This window comes from Pseudomonas sp. GW823-FHT02C05, assembly GCF_058797595.1.
In genome coordinates this window covers 258,127-279,930 of sequence record NZ_JBXAJU010000005.1, presented here as the reverse complement: position 1 = coordinate 279,930, position 21,804 = coordinate 258,127, and the positions used below count along the sequence as shown (strand labels likewise).

The following is a 21,804-nucleotide window of genomic DNA, read 5'->3' as shown; positions in this document are numbered from 1 at the left end:
CGCACTTCGGGACCGGCCCCGGATTGTCTTGCTTCAAAAGAGGTCACCATCTACCCATGACCATCAGCGACCCACTGCACCGCCTGCTTCTGGACAACCTGACCACCGCCACCATCCTGCTCAATGCCGACCTGCGCCTTGAGTACATGAACCCGGCGGCGGAAATGCTCCTGGCCATCAGCGGCCAGCGCAGCCATGGGCAATTCATCAGCGAGCTGTTCACCGAATCCGCCGAGGCCCTGAGCTCCCTGCGCCAGGCGGTGGAGCAGGCGCACCCCTTCACCAAGCGCGAAGCCATGCTCACCGCACTGACCGGCCAGACCCTGACCGTCGACTACGCGGTGACGCCGATCCTCAGCAACGGCGACACCTTGCTGCTGCTGGAAGTCCACCCCCGGGACCGGCTGCTGCGGATCACCAAGGAAGAGGCCCAGTTGTCCAAGCAGGAAACCAGCAAGATGCTGGTGCGCGGCCTGGCCCATGAAATCAAGAACCCCTTGGGGGGCATTCGCGGCGCCGCACAGTTGCTGGCCCGGGAGCTGCCCGAGGAAAGCCTCAAGGACTACACCAACGTCATCATCGAAGAAGCCGACCGCCTGAGGAACCTGGTGGACCGCATGCTCGGCTCGAACAAGCTGCCATCCCTGGCCCTGACCAACATCCATGAAGTGCTGGAGCGGGTCAGCAGCCTGGTGGAAGCCGAAAGCCAGGGCTGTATCACCCTGGTGCGCGATTACGACCCGAGCATTCCCGACGTGCTGATCGACCGCGAACAGATGATCCAGGCGGTGCTCAACATCGTGCGCAACGCCATGCAGGCCATCAGCAGCCAGAATGAAATGCGCCTGGGGCGCATCACCCTGCGCAGCCGCACCATGCGCCAGTTCACCATCGGCCACGTGCGCCATCGCCTGGTGAGCAAGATCGAGATCATCGACAACGGCCCGGGCATCCCCGCGGAACTGCAGGACACCCTCTTCTTCCCTATGGTCAGCGGCCGCCCGGACGGTACCGGGCTGGGCCTGGCCATCACCCAGAACATCATCAGCCAGCACCAGGGTCTGATCGAATGTGACAGCCATCCCGGCCACACCACGTTCTCGATCTTTCTGCCACTGGAACAAGGAGCCCCATCGACATGAGCCGTAGTGAAACCGTGTGGATCGTCGATGACGACCGTTCTATCCGTTGGGTCCTGGAAAAAGCCTTGCAGCAGGAAGGGATGACCACCCAGAGCTTCGACAGCGCCGACGGGGTGATGAGCCGCCTGGCCCGCCAGGCCCCGGACGTGATCATTTCCGACATTCGCATGCCCGGCGCCAGTGGCCTGGACCTGCTGGCACGGATTCGCGAGCAGCACCCGCGCCTGCCAGTGATCATCATGACCGCGCATTCGGACCTGGATAGCGCTGTCGCCTCCTACCAGGGCGGTGCCTTCGAATACCTGCCCAAGCCGTTCGATGTCGATGAAGCGGTGTCGCTGGTCAAGCGCGCCAATCAGCACGCCCAGGAACAGCAAGGCCTGGAAGTGGCCCCGACCCTGGCTCGCACCCCGGAGATCATCGGCGAAGCGCCGGCGATGCAGGAGGTGTTCCGCGCCATCGGGCGCCTGAGCCACTCCAACATCACAGTGCTGATCAACGGCGAGTCCGGCACCGGCAAGGAGCTGGTAGCCCATGCCCTGCATCGCCACAGCCCGCGGGCGGCCTCGCCGTTCATCGCCCTGAACATGGCGGCGATCCCCAAGGACCTGATGGAATCCGAGCTGTTCGGCCATGAAAAGGGCGCCTTCACCGGCGCGGCCAACCTGCGGCGCGGGCGCTTCGAGCAGGCCGACGGCGGCACCCTGTTTCTCGACGAGATCGGCGACATGCCAGCCGACACCCAGACCCGCCTGCTGCGGGTCCTGGCCGATGGCGAGTTCTATCGGGTCGGTGGCCATACCCCGGTCAAGGTCGATGTACGCATCATCGCCGCGACCCACCAGAACCTGGAAACCCTGGTGCACGCCGGCAAGTTCCGTGAGGACCTGTTCCACCGCCTCAACGTGATCCGCATCCATATCCCGCGCCTGTCGGACCGTCGCGAAGACATCCCGACCCTGGCCAGGCACTTCCTCAGCCGCGCCGCCCAGGAGCTGGCGGTGGAACCCAAGTTGCTGAAAAACGAAACCGAGGAATACCTGAAGAACCTGCCGTGGCCGGGCAACGTGCGCCAGCTGGAGAACACCTGCCGCTGGATCACCGTCATGGCCTCGGGTCGCGAGGTGCATATCAGCGACCTGCCACCGGAGTTGCTGAGCCTGCCCCAGGATTCGGCGCCGGTCACCAACTGGGAACAGGCCCTGCGCCAATGGGCCGACCAGGCCCTGGCCCGCGGGCAATCGAACCTGCTGGACAGCGCGGTACCGAGTTTCGAGCGGATCATGATCGAGACCGCCCTCAAGCACACCGCCGGCCGCCGCCGCGATGCCGCGGTCCTGTTGGGCTGGGGGCGCAATACCCTGACCCGCAAGATCAAGGAGCTGGGGATGAAGGTCGACGGTGGCGACGAGGATGAAGGCGAGGAAGGCTGAAGCCCCGGCGCGGCATGTAGGAGCTGGCTTGCCAGCGAAGAGGCCCTTGAGCCTTGCAGTGCGCCCACAGGCGCTTTCGCCGGCAAGCCGGCTCCTACGATGAGGATGTGCGTGCACCAGGATGGGGTGCATGCACTGCCCGAAGGCGCGCTGCAGTGCCATCCAGCCCGGGTACAACCCGGGCCTCAGCTCTGAAAAGCCCTCCGTCGAAAACGCAAAAGCCCCGGATTACGGGGCTTTCGGCTTTTTATCCCAGCAATCAACGCCTCTGCAGCCAAAACTGGCACGCCACCTGCAATAACCCAGTCACTACCCAGTTTCGGGGACCTTGGTACAGGCAGGCCGGGGATTCCCCTCTTTAACACCAGGCTCGGCACGCACATCGCGACGGCCAAAGGTTTCGGGAACCCCAGTACAGGCAGGCTGGGACTTCCCTCTTTAACACCAGGCCCACCCCGCTCACAGCGACGGGCCAGGCTTTCGGGAACCCCGGTACAGGCAGGCCGGGACTTCCCTCTTTAACACCAGGCCCACCCCGCTCACAGCGACGGGCCAGGCTTTCGGGAACCCCGGTACAGGCAGGTGGCCGGGACTTCCCTCTTTAATACCCGGCCCATCCCCCGCATCGCGACGGGCCACGCTTTTGGGGACCCTGGTACAGGCAGGCCGGGAATCCCCTTCTTTACACCGGGACTCATCGCCTTCGTGGCGCTCAGCCCCTCCCGCTTTTGGGGGCCTTGGTACAGGCAGGCCGGGGTTTCCCTCTTTTATTCCTCCCGCAGGTGGATCGCCAGGCGCCAGCGCCCCTCCTCCTCGCTCCCGTCCCACTGCCCCCGCAGCGGCCGCGCGGCCACCAGGTTCAGCAGCAGGCCCTGGTCCGCCCGGCGCACCCGCCAGTTCACATTGCGCTGATTGACCTGCAACTGGCCCTTCTGTGCCTGCCCCTGGGCATCGAACAGCAGCGCCACGGTGCCATCGATGTGTTCCCCATGGAGCTTGGGCTCATGGTTGAACCACAGCACCAGCCCATCGGGCGCCACCTCGACCTGCTGCAACGCCACCGGATCAGGCTGGGTGAGGCGGCCGATCATCAGCCCTACCATCACCCCGACAATCGCCAGGGAGCCGAACACCCGCAGCATTAGCTTCGGTCGCGAGTACGCTTCAGGCGTAGAATGCAGCCTGTCTTTCTCTTCGGAGCCGTGCATGTTTCACGTCATCCTCTTTCAACCAGAAATTCCGCCGAATACCGGCAACGTTATCAGGCTGTGCGCCAACAGCGGCTGCCACCTGCATTTGATCGAGCCGCTGGGTTTCGAAATGGACGACAAGCGCCTGCGCCGCGCCGGCCTCGACTATCACGAATACGCCACCCTGCAACGCCATGCCGACCTTGCCAGTTGCCTGGAAAGCCTCGGCCAGCCGCGCCTGTTCGCCTTCACCACCAAGGGCTCGCGCCCCTTCCATGACGCCAGCTTCCAGGAGGGCGACGCCTTCCTGTTCGGCCCCGAGAGCCGGGGCCTGCCGGCGGACGTGCTGGACGCCCTGCCCGGCGAACAGCGCCTGCGCCTGCCCATGCGCGAAGGCTGCCGCAGCCTGAACCTGTCCAACACCGTGGCCGTTGCGGTCTATGAAGGCTGGAGACAGTTGGGGTTCAAGTAGAGCCGGGGGTTCGCGGGCAAGCCCGCTCCTACAGGTTTTGCCCGAGCATGAAAAAAGCGCCGTTACAGGCGCTTTTTTCGTACCGCAACCCGCACTTACTGAACGGTGTTTTCGCCAGCGGACTGCAGGCGTTGCAGCTCTTGGGCGTACAGCGCATCGAAGTTCACCGGGGCCAGCATCAGCGCCGGGAACGAACCGCGGGTCACCAGGCTGTCCAGCGCTTCACGAGCGTAAGGGAACAGGATGTTCGGGCAGAAAGCACCCAGGGTGTGGCTCATGGAAGCCTCATCCAGGTTCTTGATCAGGAAGATACCGGCCTGCTGGACTTCAGCGATGAAGGCCACTTCGTCGCCGTTCTTCACGGTCACGGACAGGGTCAGCACCACTTCGTGGAAGTCGGCTTCCAACGCTGTCTGGCGGGTATTGAGGTCCAGGCCGACGCTAGGTTCCCACTGCTGACGGAAGATCGCCGGGCTTTTCGGCGCTTCGAAGGACAGGTCACGCACGTAGATACGCTGCAGGGAGAATTGCGGTGCGCTTTCGTCGTCGGCAACGGTGTTCTGTTGGTCAGTCATCTCAGAGTCCTTCTTGATCTTGGGTCTATAGGGTTGGGAATTTCAGGCCGCTAGCAGCGCGTCGAGCTTGCCGGCACGCTCCAGGGCGAACAAATCATCACAGCCACCTACGTGGGTGGCGCCGATCCAGATCTGCGGCACGGACGTACGCCCGGCCTTCTGGGCCATCTCGGCGCGTACCTGGGGCTTGCCATCGACCTTGATCTCTTCGAAGGCTACGCCTTTGCTCGCCAGCAGATGCTTGGCGCGCGAGCAGTAAGGGCAGTAATCACTGGAGTAGACGATGACCTTGGACATTACTTCACCAATGGCAGGTTATCGGCCTTCCAGCTGGCCACGCCGCCGGACAGCTTGGCCGCGGTGAAACCGGACTTGAGCAGCTCGCGGGCGTGGGTGCCGGCGTGCTGACCCTGAGCGTCCACCAGGATGATGGTCTTGGACTTGTGCTTCTCCAGCTCGCCGACACGGGCGGCCAGCTTGTCCTGGGGAATGTTCAGTGCACCGACGATATGGCCGGCGGCATAGTCCTTGGATGGACGGATATCGATCACGACGCCCTGCTCGCTGTTGACCAGCGCGGTCAGTTCACGGGTGCTGAGGCTGCGGCCACCGCGGCTCAATTCATGAGCGATCAACAGAGCCAGCAGGATGGCGAAGGCGCCGACGAGCAAGTAGTGTTCAGTGGCGAATTGAATCAGGTGAGCAACCATCTAAGGAGGTTCCAGGGCGTTAAAATGTCGGCCAGTATACACAGCCCTCCGGGTCGACCAAACCCCGCCCGGCGGTGACTCCACCGGAACTTCGCTTTAAACTGCCACTCCCTTTTTCAACACCTCCCTTTCATCTCTTTCCTATCCAGCCACGAGTGGACGCCATGACTACCACGCCTAAACCTTTGGTCCTGATGATTCTGGATGGCTTCGGTCACAGCGAAAGCCACGAATCCAACGCCGTCTATGCGGCCAAGAAGCCGGTCCTGGACCGCTTGTGCGCCAGCATGCCCAACGGCCTGATCTCGGGTTCGGGCATGGATGTCGGCCTGCCGGACGGGCAGATGGGCAACTCCGAAGTCGGCCACATGAACCTCGGCGCCGGCCGCGTGGTGTACCAGGACTTCACCCGGGTGACCAAGGCCATCCGTGACGGTGAGTTCTTCGAGAACCCGACCATTTGCGCGGCCGTGGACAAGGCCGTGGATGCCGGCAAGGCGGTGCACATCCTCGGCCTGCTGTCCGACGGCGGCGTGCACAGCCACCAGGACCACCTGATCGCCATGGCCGAACTGGCCTTCAAGCGCGGCGCCGAGAAGATCTACCTGCATGCCTTCCTCGATGGCCGCGACACCCCGCCCAAAAGCGCCCAGTCGTCCATCGAACTGCTGGACGAAACCTTCAAGACCCTGGGCAAGGGCCGCATCGCCAGCCTGATCGGCCGTTACTTCGCCATGGACCGCGACAACCGCTGGGACCGTGTGGCCCAGGCCTACAACCTGATCGTCGACGGCCAGGGCCAGTTCAACGCCGCCACCGCCCAGGAAGGCCTGCAAGCCGCCTACGCACGTGAAGAGAGCGACGAATTCGTCAAGGCCACCACCATCGGCGAACCGGTCAAGGTCGAGGACGGCGATGCCGTGGTGTTCATGAACTTCCGCGCCGACCGTGCACGGGAGCTGACCCGGGTCTTCGTCGAGGACGACTTCAAGGACTTCGAACGCCCACGCCAGCCTAAGCTGGCCGGCTTCGTCATGCTCACCCAGTACGCCGCCAGCATCCCCGCGCCATCGGCCTTTGCCCCGGGCAGCCTGGAGAACGTGCTGGGCGACTATTTGGCGAAAAACGGCAAGACCCAACTGCGCATCGCCGAGACCGAGAAGTATGCCCACGTCACCTTCTTCTTCTCCGGTGGCCGCGAAGAGCCGTTCCCGGGCGAGGAGCGCATCCTGATCCCGTCGCCGAAAGTCGCCACCTACGACCTGCAGCCGGAAATGAGTGCCCCGGAAGTCACCGACAAGATCGTCGACGCCATCGAGCACCAGCGTTATGACGTGATCATCGTCAACTACGCCAACGGCGACATGGTCGGCCACAGCGGCGTGTTCGAGGCGGCGGTCAAAGCCGTGGAATGCCTGGACCTGTGCGTCGGACGTATCGTCGATGCCCTGGAAAAGGTCGGCGGCGAAGCCCTGATCACCGCCGACCACGGCAACGTCGAGCAGATGTCCGACGAATCCACCGGCCAGGCCCACACCGCCCACACCACCGAGCCGGTGCCATTCATCTATGTCGGCAAACGCGCCTTGAAAGTCCGTGAAGGCGGGGTTCTGGCGGACGTGGCGCCCACCATGCTCAAGTTGCTGGGCCTGCCCAAGCCCGCGGAAATGACCGGAACGTCGATCCTGGTGGACCCGGCGCACTGATCCCTCCAGCTCGCCATTGCAGGCAAAAACGCCCGATGCAACCGTCGGGCGTTTTTCATGGTGGCCTTGCACAGGGCGAATCAGGGCGATGGAAGTAAAAGCAGACAAGCGTCGGGCACTTATTGAATAATGATTATCGTTATCAATAACAGCAGAGAGAATCTCCATGAACAAGACGGCTACGCTGCTTCTGGCCTCCCTCCTGTCAGGCTGTGCAAGCCAGATTCCTGCTCAACAGCCGGTGGATGCCAGTGCCCTCGCACAGCAACACAGCCCGGTGGAAATGGATGCTCAGACCGCCGATAAATTGAAAGCACTGCTAAAGATCCAGCCTCCTCGGGGCTCTACCGACATAGGCCAGATGAACGACCTGATTTCCCGGGAGTTCCTGCACACGCCTTACGCGGCGAACCGGCTGCACGGCTCCGCAACCCTGGCCGAGAAGCTGGTGGTCGACTTCAGGGGCCTGGACTGCTTCACCTACCTGGATTACGTCGAGGCCTTGCGCCAGTCCAGCGACGAGGCCGGCTTCATCAACAACCTGGTGCAGATTCGCTACGTGAACGGCGATATCAACTTCCTCAACCGCCGCCACTTCTTCACCGATTGGGCCCATGCCGGGCAACCCATGGCCGAGGATGTGACCGCCCAGCTGAGTGCGAACGCGGTGACCGTGGCCAAGCGCCTCAATCAAAAGGCCGATGGCGGCCGCTACCTGCCCGGCCTGCCCGTGGCCGAACGCGACATCACCTACATTCCCAGCGCATTGATTGACCAGCATCTGCTCAGCCACCTGCGAACCGGCGACTACATCGGCATCTATACCCACCTCTCGGGCCTGGACGTCACCCATACCGGGCTGTTCATCCAGACGGCCCAGGGCCCGGTCCTGCGCAACGCCTCCTCGAAAAAGGACCAGGGCGCGGTGATCGACTCACCCTTCATGGAGTACGTTCACAACGTCCCGGGAATCGTGGTCCTGCGGGCCCGGCAAGACAGCCAGGCCAGCCAGGATGCCTCGGCCGCGCAGGCCGGCACCCAGGCGCTGCCGCATCAGGCTCGCTCGCCCGCACAAGGTTGATCGGCGCCACCGCCCCAGGCCACGGCGGCACGCTGATAGCAAATGGCCCAATAACGGCCCGGAAACGGCTTTTTATGACGAACGCCTCAAAGCAGTTGGCTTTGAGGCGTTTTTTTTGCAGCGATGGGCGGGCATACTAGGCCGTCCCTTTCCCTGGTGTCGCCCGCCTCTATGCTTCGCGCCCTGATTACCCTTGCTCTGATCTGCCTGCTCCAACCGGCTTTCGCCGACGAGCGCGCGCAAACCCAACAACAGTTGGACGCCACGCGTCAGGACATTGCCGAGCTGAAAAAGCTGCTGGGCAAGCTTCAGGAAGAGAAGTCCGGGGTGCAGAAAGAACTGCGCGGCACCGAAACCGAGATGGGCAAGCTGGAAAAGCAGGTCGAGGCCCTGCAAAAAGAGCTGAAGAAAAGCGAATCCGAGCTGCAGCGACTCGATGAGGAGAAAAAAAAACTCCAGAGCGCGCGCACTGAACAGCAGCGACTGATCGCCATCCAGGCCCGCGCGGCCTACCAGAACGGGCGCCAGGAATACCTCAAGCTGCTGCTCAACCAGCAGAACCCGGAAAAATTCGCCCGCACCCTGACCTATTACGACTACCTGAGCCAGGCCCGCCTGGAGCAGTTGAAGAATTTCAACGAGACCCTGCGCCAGCTGGCCAATGTGGAAAAGGACATCTCCCTGCAGCAGGCCCAGTTGCTGGTGCAGAAAAGCAGCCTCGACACCCAGCGCGAAGAACTCGACAAGGTGCGCAAGGAGCGGCAGTTGGCCCTGGCCAAGCTGAACAACGATGTGAAGGCCCGTGACGACAAGCTCAAGGCCCGCGAACAGGACCAGGCCGACCTGGCCAAGGTCCTGAAAACCATTGAAGAAACCCTGGCCCGCCAGGCCCGCGAGGCAGAAGAAGCGCGGCAGAAAGCGCTGATCGCCCAGCAGGAAGCCGAAAAAAAGCGCTTGCGTGAGGCCCAGGCCGACGCCAGCGATGAACCGCGCAAACCCGCAAGATCAAGCCCTGGAGCCCTGGTTTCCAGCGCCGGCCCTTCCTATGGCGGGGCATTTGCTTCAGCCCGGGGAAAACTTCCATGGCCCGTTGATGGTCGACTACTGGCACGCTTTGGTGAAACCCGTGGCGACGACTCCCGCTCCAAGTGGGACGGCGTGATGATCAGCGCCGCCGCCGGCAGCCAGGTGCACGCCGTGCACGGTGGCCGGGTAGTGTTCGCCGACTGGCTGCGCGGCGCCGGCCTGCTGGTGATCCTCGATCACGGCAACGGTTACCTGAGCCTCTACGGACACAACCAGACGCTGCTCAAGGAAGCCGGCGACGTGGTCAAGGCCGGAGAGTCCATCTCCACCGTCGGTAATAGTGGCGGACAGGACACTCCTGCGCTGTACTTTGCAATTCGTCAGCAGGGCCGCCCCAGCGACCCGGCACAGTGGTGCCACGCGCAAGGATAAGCGCTGCATCTAAATTAGGAGTTCGTTCGACATGCTGCATTTGTCCCGCCTTACCTCGCTGGCCCTGACGATCGCCCTGGTGATCGGAGCGCCTCAGGCGTTTGCCGCCGAAACCGCTCAAGCAGCAACCGCCGCGACCACCAAGGCGCCCTTGCCGCTGGAAGAGCTGCGCACCTTCGCCGAGGTCATGGACCGCATCAAGGCCGCGTATGTCGAACCCGTAGACGACAAGACCCTGCTGGAGAATGCCATCAAGGGCATGCTCAGCAACCTCGACCCGCACTCTGCCTATCTGGGCCCGGAAGACTTCGCCGAACTGCAGGAAAGCACCAGCGGCGAATTCGGCGGCCTGGGCATCGAAGTCGGCGCCGAGGACGGCTTCATCAAGGTGGTCTCGCCCATCGACGACACCCCGGCATCCAAGGCCGGGATCCAGGCCGGCGACCTGATCGTCAAGATCAACGGCCAGCCGACCCGTGGCCAGACCATGACCGAAGCCGTGGACAAGATGCGCGGCAAGATCGGCCAGAAGATCACCCTGACCCTGGTGCGCGACGGCGGCACGCCGTTCGACGTGACCCTGGCCCGCGCCACCATCCAGGTGAAAAGCGTGAAGAGCCAGCTGCTGGAGTCGGGCTACGGCTACATCCGCATCACCCAGTTCCAGGTCAAGACCGGCGAGGAAGTCTCCAAGGCCCTGGCCAAGCTGCGCAAGGACAACGGCAAGAAGCTCAACGGCATCATCCTCGACCTGCGCAACAACCCGGGCGGCGTGCTGCAAGCCGCGGTGGAGGTGGTGGACCACTTCATCACCAAGGGCCTGATCGTCTACACCAAGGGCCGCATCGCCAACTCCGAGCTGCGCTTCTCCGCCACCGGCAAGGACGAAAGCGAAGCCGTGCCGATGGTGGTGCTGATCAACGGCGGCAGCGCCTCGGCTTCGGAGATCGTCGCCGGTGCCCTGCAGGATCAAAAGCGCGCAGTACTGATGGGCACTACCAGCTTCGGCAAGGGCTCGGTGCAGACCGTGCTGCCGCTGAACAACGACCGGGCGCTGAAGATCACCACCGCGCTGTACTTCACCCCCAACGGGCGTTCGATCCAGGCTCAGGGCATCGTTCCGGACATCGAAGTGCGCCGCGCCAAGATCACCAGCGAGTCCCAGGACGGCGAGTACTTCAAGGAAGCCGACCTGCAGGGCCACCTGGGCAATGGCAACGGCGGCGCCGACAAGCCCAGTGGCGCCGCGAGCAAGGCCAAGCCGATGCCGCAGGACGACGACTACCAGTTGGCCCAGGCCCTGAGCCTGCTCAAGGGGCTGAGCATCACCCGCGGCAAATGATTGAACCCTTCGCCGGCAAGCCGGCTCCTACAGGAGCCGGCTTGCGTAGGAGCTGGCTCGCCAGCCAAGCGCCCGCCAGGGTGCCCATTCCCCTAAAGGCCTGATCCCGATCCCCATGATTTCCCGCTGCTCACTGCTGTTGCGCTCGCTCCAGGCCTCGCTGCTCACCCTGCTGTGCCTCTTGCCCCTCGCGACCCAAGCCGCCGAACCCACAGCCGTTGCGCCCAAGGCCTACCTGAGCCTGATCATCGACGACCTCGGCCAGAACCTGCCCCGGGACCGCCGCGTACTGGCCCTGCCCGGCCCAGTCACCACGGCGATCATGCCCGACACGCCCCACGCTGCCGAATTCGCCCGCGAGGCCCATCGCGCCGGCAAGATCGTCATCCTGCACATGCCCATGGACCCGGCCACCGGGCCGTTTGCCTGGCACCCCGAGTTGCCCATCGAAGAGCTGCAAAAACGCCTGGACGCCGCCTTCCAGGCCGTGCCCTACACCAGCGGCATCAACAACCACATGGGCAGCCGCATGACCGCCCAACCCCAGGCCATGGCCTGGCTGATGGCCGACTTGCAGCGGCGACACAAATTCTTCGTCGACAGCCGCACCAGCGCCCAGACGGTGGCTGCCGCCGAAGCGCAGAAGATCGGGCTGGCCAGTGTTTCCCGAGATGTGTTCCTGGATGACGAACGTACGGAAGCGGCGATCAGCCAACAGTTGCAGACCGCGATCAAACTGGCGCGCAAACAGGGTTCGGCGGTGATGATCGGCCACCCTTACCCACAGACCCTGGCAGTGCTCGAACGTGAGCTGCCCAGGCTCAAGGCCCAGGGCATCGAGTGGATCGATATCAAGTCGATGATCAGCCTGCGCAGCAACAAGGCCATGGCCGGGCATGGCAAGAACGGGGTTTATCGCTAGAGCCCTTCGCCACAGGAACTGGCTTGCCAGCGAAGCGCCTACAGGTAACGCCCCATGATCTCCTCCACCAGCCCCTCTTGGCGCATCTGGTCCAGGGCCGCCTGGAGCTTGGCCACCACCTCATCGGAGACGTCCTTGTTCAGGGCCAGGTACAGTTCGGCGCTGTTGAAGCGCAGCACGGTCTTGAGGCCGCTGATGCCCTCCTGCTTGGCCAGGTAGCGCCCGGCCGGGTCGCCAGTGGCCCAGAGGTCGATCTGCCCCGCCACCAGCTTCTTGGCGTTGTCCTGGTCGCGCAGTACCACTTGCGGCGCCAGGCCCTGCTTGGTCAGGGTCTCGGCAATGGCATCGCCCTTGTAGGCGCCGATCTTGTACTTGCGCGCCTGCTCCAGGGATTCGAGGCTGATGGTGCTGCCGGCCTTGGCCAGCATGATCCAGTCGTCCGGGCCGATGGGGCCGACCCACTTGAACAGCGGCTCGCGGTCCGGCAGGCGCGCCATGACGAACACACCATAGCCCGGCTGCTCCAGCGCCATCTTGTAGATACGTTCCCAGGGGAAGCGCAGGGTCAGGCTGTAGTTGATTCCAGCACGCTTGAACATTTCGCGGACGATATCCACGGCGATGCCGTCGATATTCTCGCCCTGGGCGAAGTTCTTGCCGTTCTTGGCCATGTTGTAGGGGGGGAAGTTTTCCGTCAGCAACACCAGGGAGGTATCGGCGGGTTCATCAGCGCGGGCGAGGCCGCAAAGAACAAGCGAAGCGCTGGCGACAACCACTAGAAGACGTTTGAACATGACGGGTTACCGGAATCCATGGCGTGCTCAAGAGTGCCGTGAGCCCGCCATGCTGTCCAGTGGCTATCGCACAACAATCCCACGGTGAGCCATGTAGGCCTTGGCCTCGGGGACCGTGTACTCGCCGAAGTGGAAAATACTCGCCGCCAGCACCGCGCTGGCATGGCCTTCGATGATGCCGTCGGCCAGATGCTGAAGGTTGCCGACACCGCCGGAGGCGATTACCGGAATCCCCAGGGCATCGCTGATGGCCCGGGTCACGCCCAGGTCGAAGCCGTTTTTCATGCCGTCCTGATCCATGCTGGTGAGCAGGATCTCGCCGGCACCCAGGCCTTCCATCTTCTTCGCCCACTCCACCGCGTCCAGCCCGGTGGGCTTGCGTCCGCCATGGGTGAAGATTTCCCAGCGCGGGGTTTCACCCGGGCCGGAGACCTTCTTGGCGTCGATGGCGACCACGATGCACTGGGAGCCGAAGTGCTGCGCGGCCTCGCCGACGAACTCCGGGTTGAACACCGCGGCGGTGTTGATCGAGACCTTGTCCGCGCCGGCATTGAGCAGGTTGCGGATGTCCTGCACGGTGCGCACACCACCGCCCACGGTCAGCGGGATGAACACCTGGCTGGCCATGCGCTCGACGGTATGGAGGGTGGTATCACGCCCATCGACGCTGGCGGTAATGTCGAGGAAAGTGATTTCGTCGGCACCCTGCTCGTCGTAGCGACGGGCAATTTCCACCGGGTCACCGGCGTCGCGGATGTTCTCGAACTTGACGCCCTTGACCACCCGGCCGTTGTCCACGTCCAGGCAAGGGATGATGCGTTTGGCCAGTGCCATGGCGAATCCTCAGCCTTGGTACGAATCGCAGAAAGCCTGGGCTTCTGCGACATCGAGGGTGCCTTCATAGATCGCGCGACCAGTGATGGCGCCGATGATTCCTGGCGCCTTGGCGTCCAGCAGGGCCTTGATGTCGCCCAGGTTATGGATACCGCCGGAAGCGATCACCGGGATCCGGGTAGCGGCCGCCAGGGCTGCGGTGAAGGGAACGTTGCAGCCCTGCATCATGCCGTCTTTGGCGATGTCGGTATAAACGATGGCGGACACGCCGTCGGCTTCGAAACGCTTGGCCAGGTCGATGACCTGCACGCTGCTGACTTCAGCCCAGCCGTCGGTGGCGACGAAACCGTCCTTGGCGTCCAGGCCGACAATCACCTTGCCGGGGAACGCGCGACAGGCCTCGGCGACGAACTCCGGCTCCTTGACCGCCTTGGTGCCGATGATCACGTAGCTCACGCCAGCCTTGACGTAGTGCTCGATGGTTTCCAGGGAACGGATGCCGCCGCCGATCTGGATCGGCAGGTTCGGGTAGCGCTTGGCGATTGCGGTGACCACCTCGCCGTTGACCGGCTGGCCTTCGAAGGCACCGTTCAGGTCCACCAGATGCAAGCGCCGGCAACCCCCTTCAACCCATTTGGCGGCCATGCTCACCGGGTCATCGGAGAACACCGTGGAGTCTTCCATGCGGCCTTGGCGCAGACGCACACAGGCGCCGTCCTTGAGATCGATAGCGGGAATAATCAGCATCTGGCAAACCTTCAAGTTCGATTGTTCAGCTTCACTCGGAAATCAGTTTTTCTCGAGCGCCCACAGGTCGCTTTCGATGCTTTCGAACCTCTCCTTGAGGTGCGCCTGCACATCGAAAATCGCCCGGTTGTAATAGTGCGGAGCAATTTCGCGGGTAAACAGTTCAAGAACCTCCGCCGCTTCGAACGAGCCCAGCTCGAGCTCGAACCGATCCTCCAGGAAACGCTTGATCTTGTGCGTCGCCTCGCTCTCCTGTTCGGCAGTGAGGCTCAGGATCGGCGGCTTGGGTTTCTTGATCGCCATTTACCAGCGACCGTCCCAGGCGGCGAAATTCTGCAGCAGCTGCAGGCCGTGGGTATGGCTTTTCTCCGGGTGGAACTGCACGGCAAAACGCGAGCCGTCGGCCAGCGCCGCGGCGAAATCCACGCCATAGTGACCGCTGCCCACCACCTGCCGCGTGTTACCGGCATTGATGTAGTAGCTGTGCACGAAGTAGAAGCGCGCCAGGTCCGCAATGTTGTGCCATAGCGGGTGGTCCACCGCCTGCTTCACTTCGTTCCAGCCCATGTGCGGCACCTTCAGGTGCTCGCCATCCTCGATCAGGCCCTTGCCGAAGAACTTCACCTGGCCGGGAAACAGGCCGATGCAGTCCACGCCTTCGTTCTCTTCACTGTGGTCGAGCAGCGCCTGCATGCCCACGCAGATACCGAGGAACGGACGGTCCTGGCTGACCTCGCGTACCAGGGCATCGAAGCCCAGGCGGCGGATCTCGGCCATGCAGTCACGGATCGCACCCACTCCGGGGAACACCACCCGGTCGGCTTCGCGAATCACGCTGGCATCGCTGGTGATCAGCACCTTGCCGGCGCCCACGTGCTCCAGGGCCTTGGCCACCGAGTGCAGGTTGCCCATGCCGTAGTCGATGACGGCGACGGTCTGCATTACAGCACGCCCTTGGTCGACGGCATCTGGCCGGCCATGCGCTCGTCCAGCTCCACCGCCATGCGCAGCGCGCGGCCGAAGGCCTTGAACACGGTCTCGATCTGGTGGTGAGTGTTGGTGCCGCGCAGGGTGTCGATGTGCAGGGTCACGTTGGCGTGGTTGACGAAGCCCTGGAAGAACTCCTGGAACAGGTCGACATCGAAACCACCGACGGTGGCGCGGGTGAACGGCACATGCATCTGCAGGCCGGGGCGGCCGGAGAAGTCGATCACCACGCGGGACAGGGCTTCATCCAGCGGCACATAGGCATGGCCGTAGCGACGGATGCCTTTCTTGTCGCCGATGGCCTTGCTGAACGCCTGGCCGAGGGTGATACCGACATCCTCCACGGTGTGGTGGTCGTCGATATGCAGGTCGCCCTTGCTTTCGATGTCCAGGTCGATCAGCCCGTGCCGGGCGATCTGGTCCAGCATGTGCTCAAGGAAGGGCACGCCGATATCGAATCGGGCCTTTCCGGTGCCATCCAGGTTGATCGAGGCTTTGATCTGGGTTTCCAGAGTGTCGCGCTCGACAGATGCCTTACGTTCGGCCATCACCAGCTCCGCAAAATCATTGGGCGAAAAAGGCGAATAGTATAGGCCCCACGGCGGCTAAACAGAAACACGATGGACAATATCCTGACGGGCGCCAGCCAATGGCTGCGGGGCTGTACCTGTCATGACAACTATAGAAAACGGCTTGCCGGTGAAGGCGCCAGGCCTGACAGGCCCTGGCACCTTGTTCGCCGGCCAGCGGGCTCCTGCGCAGGAGCTGGCTGGCCGGCGAAGCCCTTAATGGAACAGCACCGCGGTCTTCTGCAGGGTGACCCACACGCCCCACGCCAGGGGAATGCCCACGGCCAGCCAGGCAGCGATCACCAGCGGCAGGCTGGCGGATGAGGCCTTCCATTCCAGCACGACGCTGTTGTCGGCGCCCTTGTCATGGCCCAGGGCCTGCTCGGCCGCCAGTTGCTCGTCGGTCATGAAGTACTTGTCGGCCACCGGGCGCACCAGCAGGTTGCACAAAAAGCCCAGCACCAGCAGGCCGGCGAGGATGTACAGGGTGATGTCGTAAGCCGCAGCGCGCTCGACGCCGATGCTCAGCTGGTACTCGCGCAGGTAGTTCACCAGCACCGGGCCCAGCACGCCCGCCGCGGCCCAGGCGGTCAGCAGGCGACCGTGGATAGCGCCCACCATCTGGGTGCCGAACAGGTCCGCCAGGTAGGCCGGCACCGTGGCGAAACCGCCGCCGTACATCGACAGGATGATGCAGAACGCCGCCACGAACAGGGCGATATTGCCCAGGTGGCCGAGGTTCGGGATCAGCGCATAAAGGGCAAAGCCCAGGGCAAAGAACACGAAATAGGTGTTCTTGCGGCCCAGGTAGTCGGAGAACGACGCCCAGAAGAACCGCCCGCCGATGTTGAACAGGCTCAGCAAACCGGTGAAGCCGGCGGCAATCGCGGCAATCTGCGCCAGTTGCCCGGCGTCCAGCTGGCTGAAGGTCAGGCCATTGCCCAGCAGCTTGCCGGCAAACACTTCCTGCAGCAGGGGCGAGGCCATGCCGAGGATGCCGATACCGGCCGAAACGTTGAGGCACAGCACCAGCCACACCAGGCGGAACTGCGGGGTCTTCCAGGCCACGTTCACGTGCACGTGGCGGTGGGTGATCATCGCATTGGCGGCTTTCTTCGCCGGTGCGGTCCAGCCCTCAGGCTTCCAGCCGGTAGGCGGAACCCGGTAGGCCAGGGCGCCACCGATCATGAACACGAAGTAGATGGCCGCCATCACCAGGAAGCTCTGCCACACGCCAACGCTGGTCGGCGTTGCAAAGTGGCCCATCAGGGCCGCCGCCAGGGGCGCACCGACCATGGCGCCGCCGCCAAAGCCCATGATCGCCATGCCGGTGGCCATGCCGCGCTTGTCCGGGAACCACTTGATCAGGGTCGACACCGGGGAGATATAGCCCAGGCCCAGGCCGATACCGCCGATGACCCCGGAGCCTATCCACATCAGCCAGATCTGGTGGGTGTAGATCCCCAGCGCCGAGATCAGCAGGCCGCCGCACCAGCACAGTGCCGAAACCACACCGGCCTTGCGCGGGCCGGCATGTTCCAGCCAGCCGCCCCAGATCGCCGCCGAGCACCCCAGGAAGATGAAGAACAGGGTGTAGATCCAGCCGAGCATGGAGATCGGCCAGTCACACTGGGACGAAAAGATCTGCGCGATGAAGCCCATGCCGGGCTCGCAAGCCACGGGCGCACTGACGCCCAGGGCCTTGGACAGCGGCAGCCAGAACACCGAAAAGCCATAGGCCATGCCGATGCACAGGTGGATGGCCAGAGCGGCCGGTGGAACCAGCCAGCGGTTGAAACCGGGCTTGGCGATGATGCGTTCTTTGGACAAGAACGCTGGCTGAGCGGACGGACTGGCCGCCGCGTTGCTAGTGCTCATGGATGTTTCCCCCAATTATTAGAATTGTTCATCGGCCACTCTTCTGCGACGACCTTGGCACACCGGCGCGGTCGTTTTATTGAGTAAAGCTCCATTTGGGCAGACGCGACATTAAGTCGCACAAGGGCGGACGAACCGCGAGAGGTTACCATTTGCGACAAACTAAAAAACCAAACTGACATCACCTTTTTTCCCGCAGCTGCTTTGCCCACAGGCCAGGCCGCTGGCCAAAAAAAAACCGCTACAACGAAAAAACCTCTAACTGCAATGGGTGACCAGTCGTCAGGTTCAGAGCGCTATACTCCCCCGCTAAATTTTGAATTCGACATACAAGGACTCGCCCATGAAAGCGTTCGGCAAAATCCTGGGTCTGGTAATTCTCGGGCTGTTGCTGATCATCGTGGCTCTGGGCTTCGCCCTGACCCACCTGTTTGATCCCAACGACTACAAAGACGAGATTCGCCAGATTGCCCGCGACAAGGCCCACATCGAGCTGACGCTCAATGGCGACATCGGCTGGAGCCTGTTCCCCTGGCTGGGCCTGGAACTGCACGATGCCGGCGTCGCCACCCTGGCCAACCCGTCCCAACCTTTCGCCGACCTGCAGATGCTCGGCCTGTCGGTCCGGGTGTTGCCGCTGCTGCGCCGCGAAGTGCAGATGAGCGATGTGCGTGTCGAAGGCCTGAACCTGCGCCTGACCCGCAACAAGGACGGCCACGGCAACTGGCAGGACATTGGCAAGGCCGCACCGACCGACAAGCAGGCCGAGACTCCGGCCGCCAGCACCGGCGAAGCCAGCCAACCACCAGCCGGTGCGGACAAACCCGCGCAGCCGATCCGCCTGGACATCGACAGCCTGACCGTGAACAACGCCCGGGTTGAGTACAACGATGAACAGACCGACAAGCAGTTCACCGCCGAAAGCATCCAGCTGAGTACCGGGCCGATTCACGAAGCCACCAACACCCCGGTCAAGCTCACGGCCTTCCTCGCCAGCAGCCAACCCGCAGTGCGCGTGCGCACCGAACTCAATGGCGAACTGCGCTTCGACCGCGCCCTGAAGCGCTACCAGTTCGAAGACATGCGCCTGTCCGGCGAAGCCGCCGGCGACCCGTTGCAAGGCAAGACCCTGACCTTCGCAGCCCAGGGCCAGCTGCTGCTGGACCAGGCCGCCAACGTTGCCCAGTGGACCGGCCTGAAGGTCTCCCTCAATCAGTTGCGCGCCCTGGGTGAGCTCAAGGTCAACGACCTGGACAAGACCCCGCAGATCAGCGGCGGCATCTCCATTGCCCAGTTCGACCTGGCGAGATTCGTCGACAGCATCGGCCAGACCCTGCCCGCCATGGGTGAAGGCAGCCTGAGCAAGGTCGAGCTGGTCAGCCGCCTGCAAGGCACGCCCACCAGCCTGGCCCTGGAAGACCTGAACCTGAAGCTCGACGACAGCACCTTCAGCGGCCGCCTGGCCATCGAGGACTTCGACAAGCAATCCCTGCGCGCCCAGCTCAAGGCCGACACCTTCAATGTCGACCGCTACCTGCCGCCCAAGTCCGCCGAAGCCAACAGCGCGGCATCGGCCCGCAAGGCCGAAGTGCAGAGCAGCGAAGCCGATGCCATGGCCGGAGCCGGCAGCACCCCGCTGCCCAACGCACCGACCAAGGGCGCCTGGAGCACTGACCGCCTGCTGCCGGTGGAGCGCCTGAGCAAACTCGACGTCGATGCCGACCTGAACTTCGGCCAACTGACCCTGGACAAGCTGCCGATCCAGAATGCCGCACTCAAGGCCTCCGGCCAGGGTGGCCTGCTCAAGCTTTCCAGCCTGCGCGGCGAGCTGTACAACGGCAGCTTCGATGCCAGCGGCAACCTCGATGTGCGCCAGAGCACACCGCAGTTGAGCTTGCAGACCAAGATCAACCGGGTGCCGGTGGAACGCATCCTCGAAAGCCAGGGCCAGAATCCTCCGGTCAAGGGCCTGGTGACCCTGAACAGCAACCTCAGCGGCAGCGGCAACAGCCAGAAGGCACTGATCGACAGCCTCAACGGCACCGCCAGCTTCGTCATCAACAACGGCGTGCTGCTCAACGCCAATATCGAACAGCAGCTGTGCCAGGGCATCGCCGTGCTCAACCGCAAGAACCTCAGCAGCACGCCACGGGGCAAGGACACGCCCTTCCAGGAGCTCAAGGGCAACCTGACGCTGCGCAATGGCGTGGCCAGCAACCCGGACCTGAAAGTGCGCATCCCCGGCATGACGGTGAACGGCAACGGCGACATCGACCTGCGAGTGCTGGGCATGGACTACCGGGTCGGCATCATTGTCGAAGGCGACCTGCGGGATAACCCGGACCCGGCCTGCCAGGTGGGCGAGCGCTTTACCGGCATCGAGCTGCCGCTGCGCTGCCGCGGCCCGCTGGAGCTGGGGGCCAAGGCCTGCCGCCTGGACAAGGACGGCCTGGGCCAGGTAGCAGCCAAGCTGGCCGGTGACCGCCTGCAGCAAAAGATCGACGAGAAACTGGGGGACAAGGTCAGCCCGGAACTGAAGAACGCGCTCAAGGGGCTGTTCAAGCGATGAGAGCCGAGGCGTTTTCAACGGCGGTGCTGGACTGGTACGACCGCCACGGCCGCCATGACCTGCCCTGGCAGCAGGACATCAACCCGTATCGGGTGTGGGTCTCGGAGATCATGCTGCAACAGACCCAGGTCAGTACCGTGCTCAACTACTTCGACCGCTTCATGGCCTCGCTGCCCACGGTGCAGGCCCTGGCCGAAGCCCCGGAAGACGAAGTGCTGCACCTGTGGACCGGCTTGGGCTACTACACCCGGGCGCGCAACCTGCAGAAGACCGCGAAGATCGTCATGGCCGAGTACGGCGGCGAGTTCCCCCGGGACGTGGAAAAGCTCACCGAACTGCCGGGCATCGGCCTGTCCACCGCCGGCGCCATCGCCAGCATCAGCATGGGCCTGCGGGCGCCGATCCTCGACGGCAACGTCAAGCGGGTGCTGGCGCGCTTCACGGCCCAGGAGGGCTACCCCGGGGAGCCCAAGGTGGCCAAGCAGTTGTGGGCCGCCGCCGAGCGCTTCACCCCCCACAGCCGGGTCAACCACTACACCCAGGCGATGATGGACCTGGGCGCGACGCTCTGTACCCGGAGCAAGCCCAGCTGCCTGTTGTGCCCTCTGGAGCGCGGCTGCGAAGCCCACATGCTCGGCCTGGAAACCCGCTACCCGATCCCCAAGCCACGCAAGGAAGTGCCTCAGAAGCGCACCCTGATGCCGATGCTGGCCAACCGCGAAGGCGCCATCCTGCTTTACCGGCGGCCCTCCAGCGGCCTCTGGGGCGGGTTGTGGAGCCTGCCGGAGCTGGATGGCCTGGACGACATCCAGCACCTGGCCCTGCAGCACTCCCTGGAACTGGGCCAGCAACAGCAGATGCCCGGGCTGGTGCACACCTTCAGCCACTTCCAGCTGGCCATCGAACCCTGGCTGATCCGGGTCGAAGAGTCGGCCCTGCACGTCGCCGAGGCCGACTGGCTCTGGTATAACCTCGCCACCCCGCCGCGCCTGGGCCTTGCCGCCCCGGTGAAAACACTGCTCAAACGCGCGGCCGAAGTCTTGAATGCAGGAGAGTCGTCATGACCCGCACCGTAATGTGCCGCAAGTACCAGGAAGAACTGCCGGGCCTGGAGCGCCCTCCCTACCCGGGGGCCAAGGGCCAGGATATTTTCGATCACGTCTCGGCCAAGGCCTGGGCCGACTGGCAGAAACACCAGACCCTGCTGATCAACGAAAAGCGCCTGAACATGATGAATGCCGACGATCGCAAATATCTGCAGGGCGAGATGGACAAGTTTTTCTCCGGCGAGGAATACGCCAAGGCCGACGGCTACGTGCCGCCGGCTGAGTAAAGCTGTTGAAAATCGGGGGTGGAACGTAAGCGACGGTAATAATTAAACATTTTTTTCAAAAC

General features: G+C 63.5%; 22 protein-coding genes. 11 read left to right on the top strand and 11 right to left on the bottom strand.

What is annotated here, in order from left to right; translation table 11 throughout:
- Nucleotides 1-56: 56 nt before the first annotated feature.
- Both glnL and ntrC read left to right on the top strand, forming a co-directional pair.
- Complete coding sequence (gene glnL, locus AC1RGE_RS26495; protein WP_011058753.1) at nt 57-1,142, top strand: nitrogen regulation protein NR(II); 1,086 nt, start codon at nt 57-59, stop codon at nt 1,140-1,142.
- Nucleotides 1,139-2,575: a nitrogen regulation protein NR(I) gene (ntrC, locus tag AC1RGE_RS26490; RefSeq protein ID WP_011058752.1), complete on the top strand. Its 1,437-nt coding sequence runs from the start codon at nt 1,139-1,141 to the stop codon at nt 2,573-2,575. The genes glnL and ntrC overlap by 4 nt, the downstream gene beginning before the upstream one ends.
- A 767-nt stretch (nt 2,576-3,342) precedes the next feature.
- Here ntrC and AC1RGE_RS26485 read toward each other — a convergent pair.
- Entirely contained in the window at nt 3,343-3,783 is a 441-nt protein-coding gene (locus AC1RGE_RS26485; RefSeq protein ID WP_103290634.1) for a hypothetical protein, read from the bottom strand.
- Between AC1RGE_RS26485 and trmL the strand changes: the two genes are divergently transcribed.
- The gene (gene trmL / locus AC1RGE_RS26480) at nt 3,782-4,237 is read left to right on the top strand and encodes a tRNA (uridine(34)/cytosine(34)/5-carboxymethylaminomethyluridine(34)-2'-O)-methyltransferase TrmL (RefSeq protein ID WP_047283558.1); all 456 of its coding nucleotides are present in this window, start codon (nt 3,782-3,784) and stop codon (nt 4,235-4,237) included. The genes AC1RGE_RS26485 and trmL overlap by 2 nt on opposite strands.
- A 95-nt stretch (nt 4,238-4,332) precedes the next feature.
- Here the strand turns inward: trmL and secB are convergent, their stop codons facing one another.
- The 3 genes from secB to AC1RGE_RS26465 are packed head-to-tail and all read right to left on the bottom strand — an operon-like array spanning nt 4,333 to nt 5,522.
- Nucleotides 4,333-4,812, bottom strand: a complete 480-nt coding sequence (secB, locus tag AC1RGE_RS26475) for a protein-export chaperone SecB (protein WP_011058749.1) — start codon at nt 4,810-4,812, stop codon at nt 4,333-4,335.
- A gap of 42 nt (nt 4,813-4,854) precedes the next feature.
- Complete coding sequence (gene grxC / locus AC1RGE_RS26470) at nt 4,855-5,109, bottom strand: glutaredoxin 3 (RefSeq protein ID WP_011058748.1); 255 nt, start codon at nt 5,107-5,109, stop codon at nt 4,855-4,857.
- Nucleotides 5,109-5,522, bottom strand: coding sequence for a rhodanese-like domain-containing protein (locus AC1RGE_RS26465; RefSeq protein WP_011058747.1), 414 nt, complete (start codon nt 5,520-5,522; stop codon nt 5,109-5,111). Before AC1RGE_RS26465 ends, grxC begins: the two co-directional genes overlap by 1 nt.
- Before the next feature lie 164 nt (nt 5,523-5,686).
- Between AC1RGE_RS26465 and gpmI the strand changes: the two genes are divergently transcribed.
- The 5 genes from gpmI to AC1RGE_RS26440 all read left to right on the top strand — a co-directional run bounded on the left by gpmI (nt 5,687) and on the right by AC1RGE_RS26440 (nt 12,031).
- Nucleotides 5,687-7,228: a 2,3-bisphosphoglycerate-independent phosphoglycerate mutase gene (gene gpmI, locus AC1RGE_RS26460; protein WP_011058746.1), complete on the top strand. Its 1,542-nt coding sequence runs from the start codon at nt 5,687-5,689 to the stop codon at nt 7,226-7,228.
- A 166-nt stretch (nt 7,229-7,394) separates the two neighbouring features.
- Entirely contained in the window at nt 7,395-8,309 is a 915-nt protein-coding gene (locus tag AC1RGE_RS26455) for a DUF1460 domain-containing protein (RefSeq protein WP_492585294.1), read from the top strand.
- 171 nt (nt 8,310-8,480) lie between these two features.
- Nucleotides 8,481-9,767 carry a murein hydrolase activator EnvC family protein gene (locus AC1RGE_RS26450; RefSeq protein WP_019093876.1) on the top strand — a complete coding sequence of 429 codons (1,287 nt, stop codon included), beginning with the start codon at nt 8,481-8,483 and terminating at the stop codon, nt 9,765-9,767.
- A gap of 31 nt (nt 9,768-9,798) precedes the next feature.
- Nucleotides 9,799-11,109 carry a S41 family peptidase gene (locus AC1RGE_RS26445; RefSeq protein WP_011058743.1) on the top strand — a complete coding sequence of 437 codons (1,311 nt, stop codon included), beginning with the start codon at nt 9,799-9,801 and terminating at the stop codon, nt 11,107-11,109.
- 115 nt (nt 11,110-11,224) lie between these two features.
- Nucleotides 11,225-12,031 carry a divergent polysaccharide deacetylase family protein gene (locus AC1RGE_RS26440; protein WP_492585292.1) on the top strand — a complete coding sequence of 269 codons (807 nt, stop codon included), beginning with the start codon at nt 11,225-11,227 and terminating at the stop codon, nt 12,029-12,031.
- A 38-nt stretch (nt 12,032-12,069) separates the two neighbouring features.
- Here AC1RGE_RS26440 and AC1RGE_RS26435 read toward each other — a convergent pair whose 3' ends face one another.
- The 7 genes from AC1RGE_RS26435 to AC1RGE_RS26405 all read right to left on the bottom strand — a co-directional run bounded on the left by AC1RGE_RS26435 (nt 12,070) and on the right by AC1RGE_RS26405 (nt 17,840).
- A complete protein-coding gene (locus AC1RGE_RS26435; protein WP_169892965.1) occupies nt 12,070-12,825 on the bottom strand; it encodes a substrate-binding periplasmic protein in 756 nt (251 codons plus the stop codon).
- A gap of 63 nt (nt 12,826-12,888) precedes the next feature.
- Nucleotides 12,889-13,659 (bottom strand): imidazole glycerol phosphate synthase subunit HisF, encoded by a 771-nt coding sequence (gene hisF / locus AC1RGE_RS26430; RefSeq protein WP_492585290.1) that lies wholly within the window; start codon nt 13,657-13,659, stop codon nt 12,889-12,891.
- 9 nt (nt 13,660-13,668) lie between these two features.
- A complete protein-coding gene (hisA, locus tag AC1RGE_RS26425) occupies nt 13,669-14,406 on the bottom strand; it encodes a 1-(5-phosphoribosyl)-5-[(5-phosphoribosylamino)methylideneamino]imidazole-4-carboxamide isomerase (RefSeq protein ID WP_011058739.1) in 738 nt (245 codons plus the stop codon).
- A gap of 42 nt (nt 14,407-14,448) precedes the next feature.
- A complete protein-coding gene (locus AC1RGE_RS26420; protein WP_011058738.1) occupies nt 14,449-14,709 on the bottom strand; it encodes a DUF2164 domain-containing protein in 261 nt (86 codons plus the stop codon).
- Nucleotides 14,710-15,348, bottom strand: a complete 639-nt coding sequence (hisH, locus tag AC1RGE_RS26415; RefSeq protein ID WP_011058737.1) for an imidazole glycerol phosphate synthase subunit HisH — start codon at nt 15,346-15,348, stop codon at nt 14,710-14,712.
- Complete coding sequence (gene hisB, locus AC1RGE_RS26410; RefSeq protein ID WP_011058736.1) at nt 15,348-15,941, bottom strand: imidazoleglycerol-phosphate dehydratase HisB; 594 nt, start codon at nt 15,939-15,941, stop codon at nt 15,348-15,350. The genes hisH and hisB overlap by 1 nt, the downstream gene beginning before the upstream one ends.
- A 237-nt stretch (nt 15,942-16,178) precedes the next feature.
- Nucleotides 16,179-17,840: an OFA family MFS transporter gene (locus tag AC1RGE_RS26405; RefSeq protein WP_011058735.1), complete on the bottom strand. Its 1,662-nt coding sequence runs from the start codon at nt 17,838-17,840 to the stop codon at nt 16,179-16,181.
- Nucleotides 17,841-18,183: 343 nt separating this feature from the next.
- Between AC1RGE_RS26405 and AC1RGE_RS26400 the strand changes: the two genes are divergently transcribed.
- Genes AC1RGE_RS26400 through AC1RGE_RS26390 form a run of 3 tightly spaced genes read left to right on the top strand, consistent with a single transcriptional unit; the run spans nt 18,184 to nt 21,742 of the window.
- The gene (locus AC1RGE_RS26400; protein ID WP_492585288.1) at nt 18,184-20,409 is read left to right on the top strand and encodes an AsmA family protein; all 2,226 of its coding nucleotides are present in this window, start codon (nt 18,184-18,186) and stop codon (nt 20,407-20,409) included.
- Nucleotides 20,406-21,473, top strand: coding sequence for an A/G-specific adenine glycosylase (mutY, locus tag AC1RGE_RS26395; RefSeq protein ID WP_011058733.1), 1,068 nt, complete (start codon nt 20,406-20,408; stop codon nt 21,471-21,473). The genes AC1RGE_RS26400 and mutY overlap by 4 nt, the downstream gene beginning before the upstream one ends.
- A complete protein-coding gene (locus AC1RGE_RS26390) occupies nt 21,470-21,742 on the top strand; it encodes an oxidative damage protection protein (protein ID WP_011058732.1) in 273 nt (90 codons plus the stop codon). The genes mutY and AC1RGE_RS26390 overlap by 4 nt, the downstream gene beginning before the upstream one ends.
- The last annotated feature ends 62 nt before the right edge of the window (nt 21,743-21,804 follow it).

Bases quoted from the DNA above. Each gene is read 5' to 3' on its own strand.
- gpmI (WP_011058746.1), top strand. From the start codon at position 5,687: ATGACTACCACGCCTAAACCTTTGGTCCTGATGATTCTGGATGGCTTC.
- AC1RGE_RS26420 (WP_011058738.1), bottom strand. From the start codon at position 14,709: ATGGCGATCAAGAAACCCAAGCCGCCGATCCTGAGCCTCACTGCCGAA.
- grxC (WP_011058748.1), bottom strand. From the start codon at position 5,109: ATGTCCAAGGTCATCGTCTACTCCAGTGATTACTGCCCTTACTGCTCG.
- AC1RGE_RS26455 (WP_492585294.1), top strand. From the start codon at position 7,395: ATGAACAAGACGGCTACGCTGCTTCTGGCCTCCCTCCTGTCAGGCTGT.
- secB (WP_011058749.1), bottom strand. From the start codon at position 4,812: ATGACTGACCAACAGAACACCGTTGCCGACGACGAAAGCGCACCGCAA.
- AC1RGE_RS26445 (WP_011058743.1), top strand. From the start codon at position 9,799: ATGCTGCATTTGTCCCGCCTTACCTCGCTGGCCCTGACGATCGCCCTG.
- hisA (WP_011058739.1), bottom strand. From the start codon at position 14,406: ATGCTGATTATTCCCGCTATCGATCTCAAGGACGGCGCCTGTGTGCGT.
- AC1RGE_RS26405 (WP_011058735.1), bottom strand. From the start codon at position 17,840: ATGAGCACTAGCAACGCGGCGGCCAGTCCGTCCGCTCAGCCAGCGTTC.
- ntrC (WP_011058752.1), top strand. From the start codon at position 1,139: ATGAGCCGTAGTGAAACCGTGTGGATCGTCGATGACGACCGTTCTATC.
- AC1RGE_RS26400 (WP_492585288.1), top strand. From the start codon at position 18,184: ATGAAAGCGTTCGGCAAAATCCTGGGTCTGGTAATTCTCGGGCTGTTG.
- AC1RGE_RS26390 (WP_011058732.1), top strand. From the start codon at position 21,470: ATGACCCGCACCGTAATGTGCCGCAAGTACCAGGAAGAACTGCCGGGC.
- hisF (WP_492585290.1), bottom strand. From the start codon at position 13,659: ATGGCACTGGCCAAACGCATCATCCCTTGCCTGGACGTGGACAACGGC.
- AC1RGE_RS26485 (WP_103290634.1), bottom strand. From the start codon at position 3,783: ATGCACGGCTCCGAAGAGAAAGACAGGCTGCATTCTACGCCTGAAGCG.
- hisB (WP_011058736.1), bottom strand. From the start codon at position 15,941: ATGGCCGAACGTAAGGCATCTGTCGAGCGCGACACTCTGGAAACCCAG.
- hisH (WP_011058737.1), bottom strand. From the start codon at position 15,348: ATGCAGACCGTCGCCGTCATCGACTACGGCATGGGCAACCTGCACTCG.
- glnL (WP_011058753.1), top strand. From the start codon at position 57: ATGACCATCAGCGACCCACTGCACCGCCTGCTTCTGGACAACCTGACC.
- AC1RGE_RS26435 (WP_169892965.1), bottom strand. From the start codon at position 12,825: ATGTTCAAACGTCTTCTAGTGGTTGTCGCCAGCGCTTCGCTTGTTCTT.
- AC1RGE_RS26465 (WP_011058747.1), bottom strand. From the start codon at position 5,522: ATGGTTGCTCACCTGATTCAATTCGCCACTGAACACTACTTGCTCGTC.
- trmL (WP_047283558.1), top strand. From the start codon at position 3,782: ATGTTTCACGTCATCCTCTTTCAACCAGAAATTCCGCCGAATACCGGC.
- AC1RGE_RS26450 (WP_019093876.1), top strand. From the start codon at position 8,481: ATGCTTCGCGCCCTGATTACCCTTGCTCTGATCTGCCTGCTCCAACCG.
- mutY (WP_011058733.1), top strand. From the start codon at position 20,406: ATGAGAGCCGAGGCGTTTTCAACGGCGGTGCTGGACTGGTACGACCGC.
- AC1RGE_RS26440 (WP_492585292.1), top strand. From the start codon at position 11,225: ATGATTTCCCGCTGCTCACTGCTGTTGCGCTCGCTCCAGGCCTCGCTG.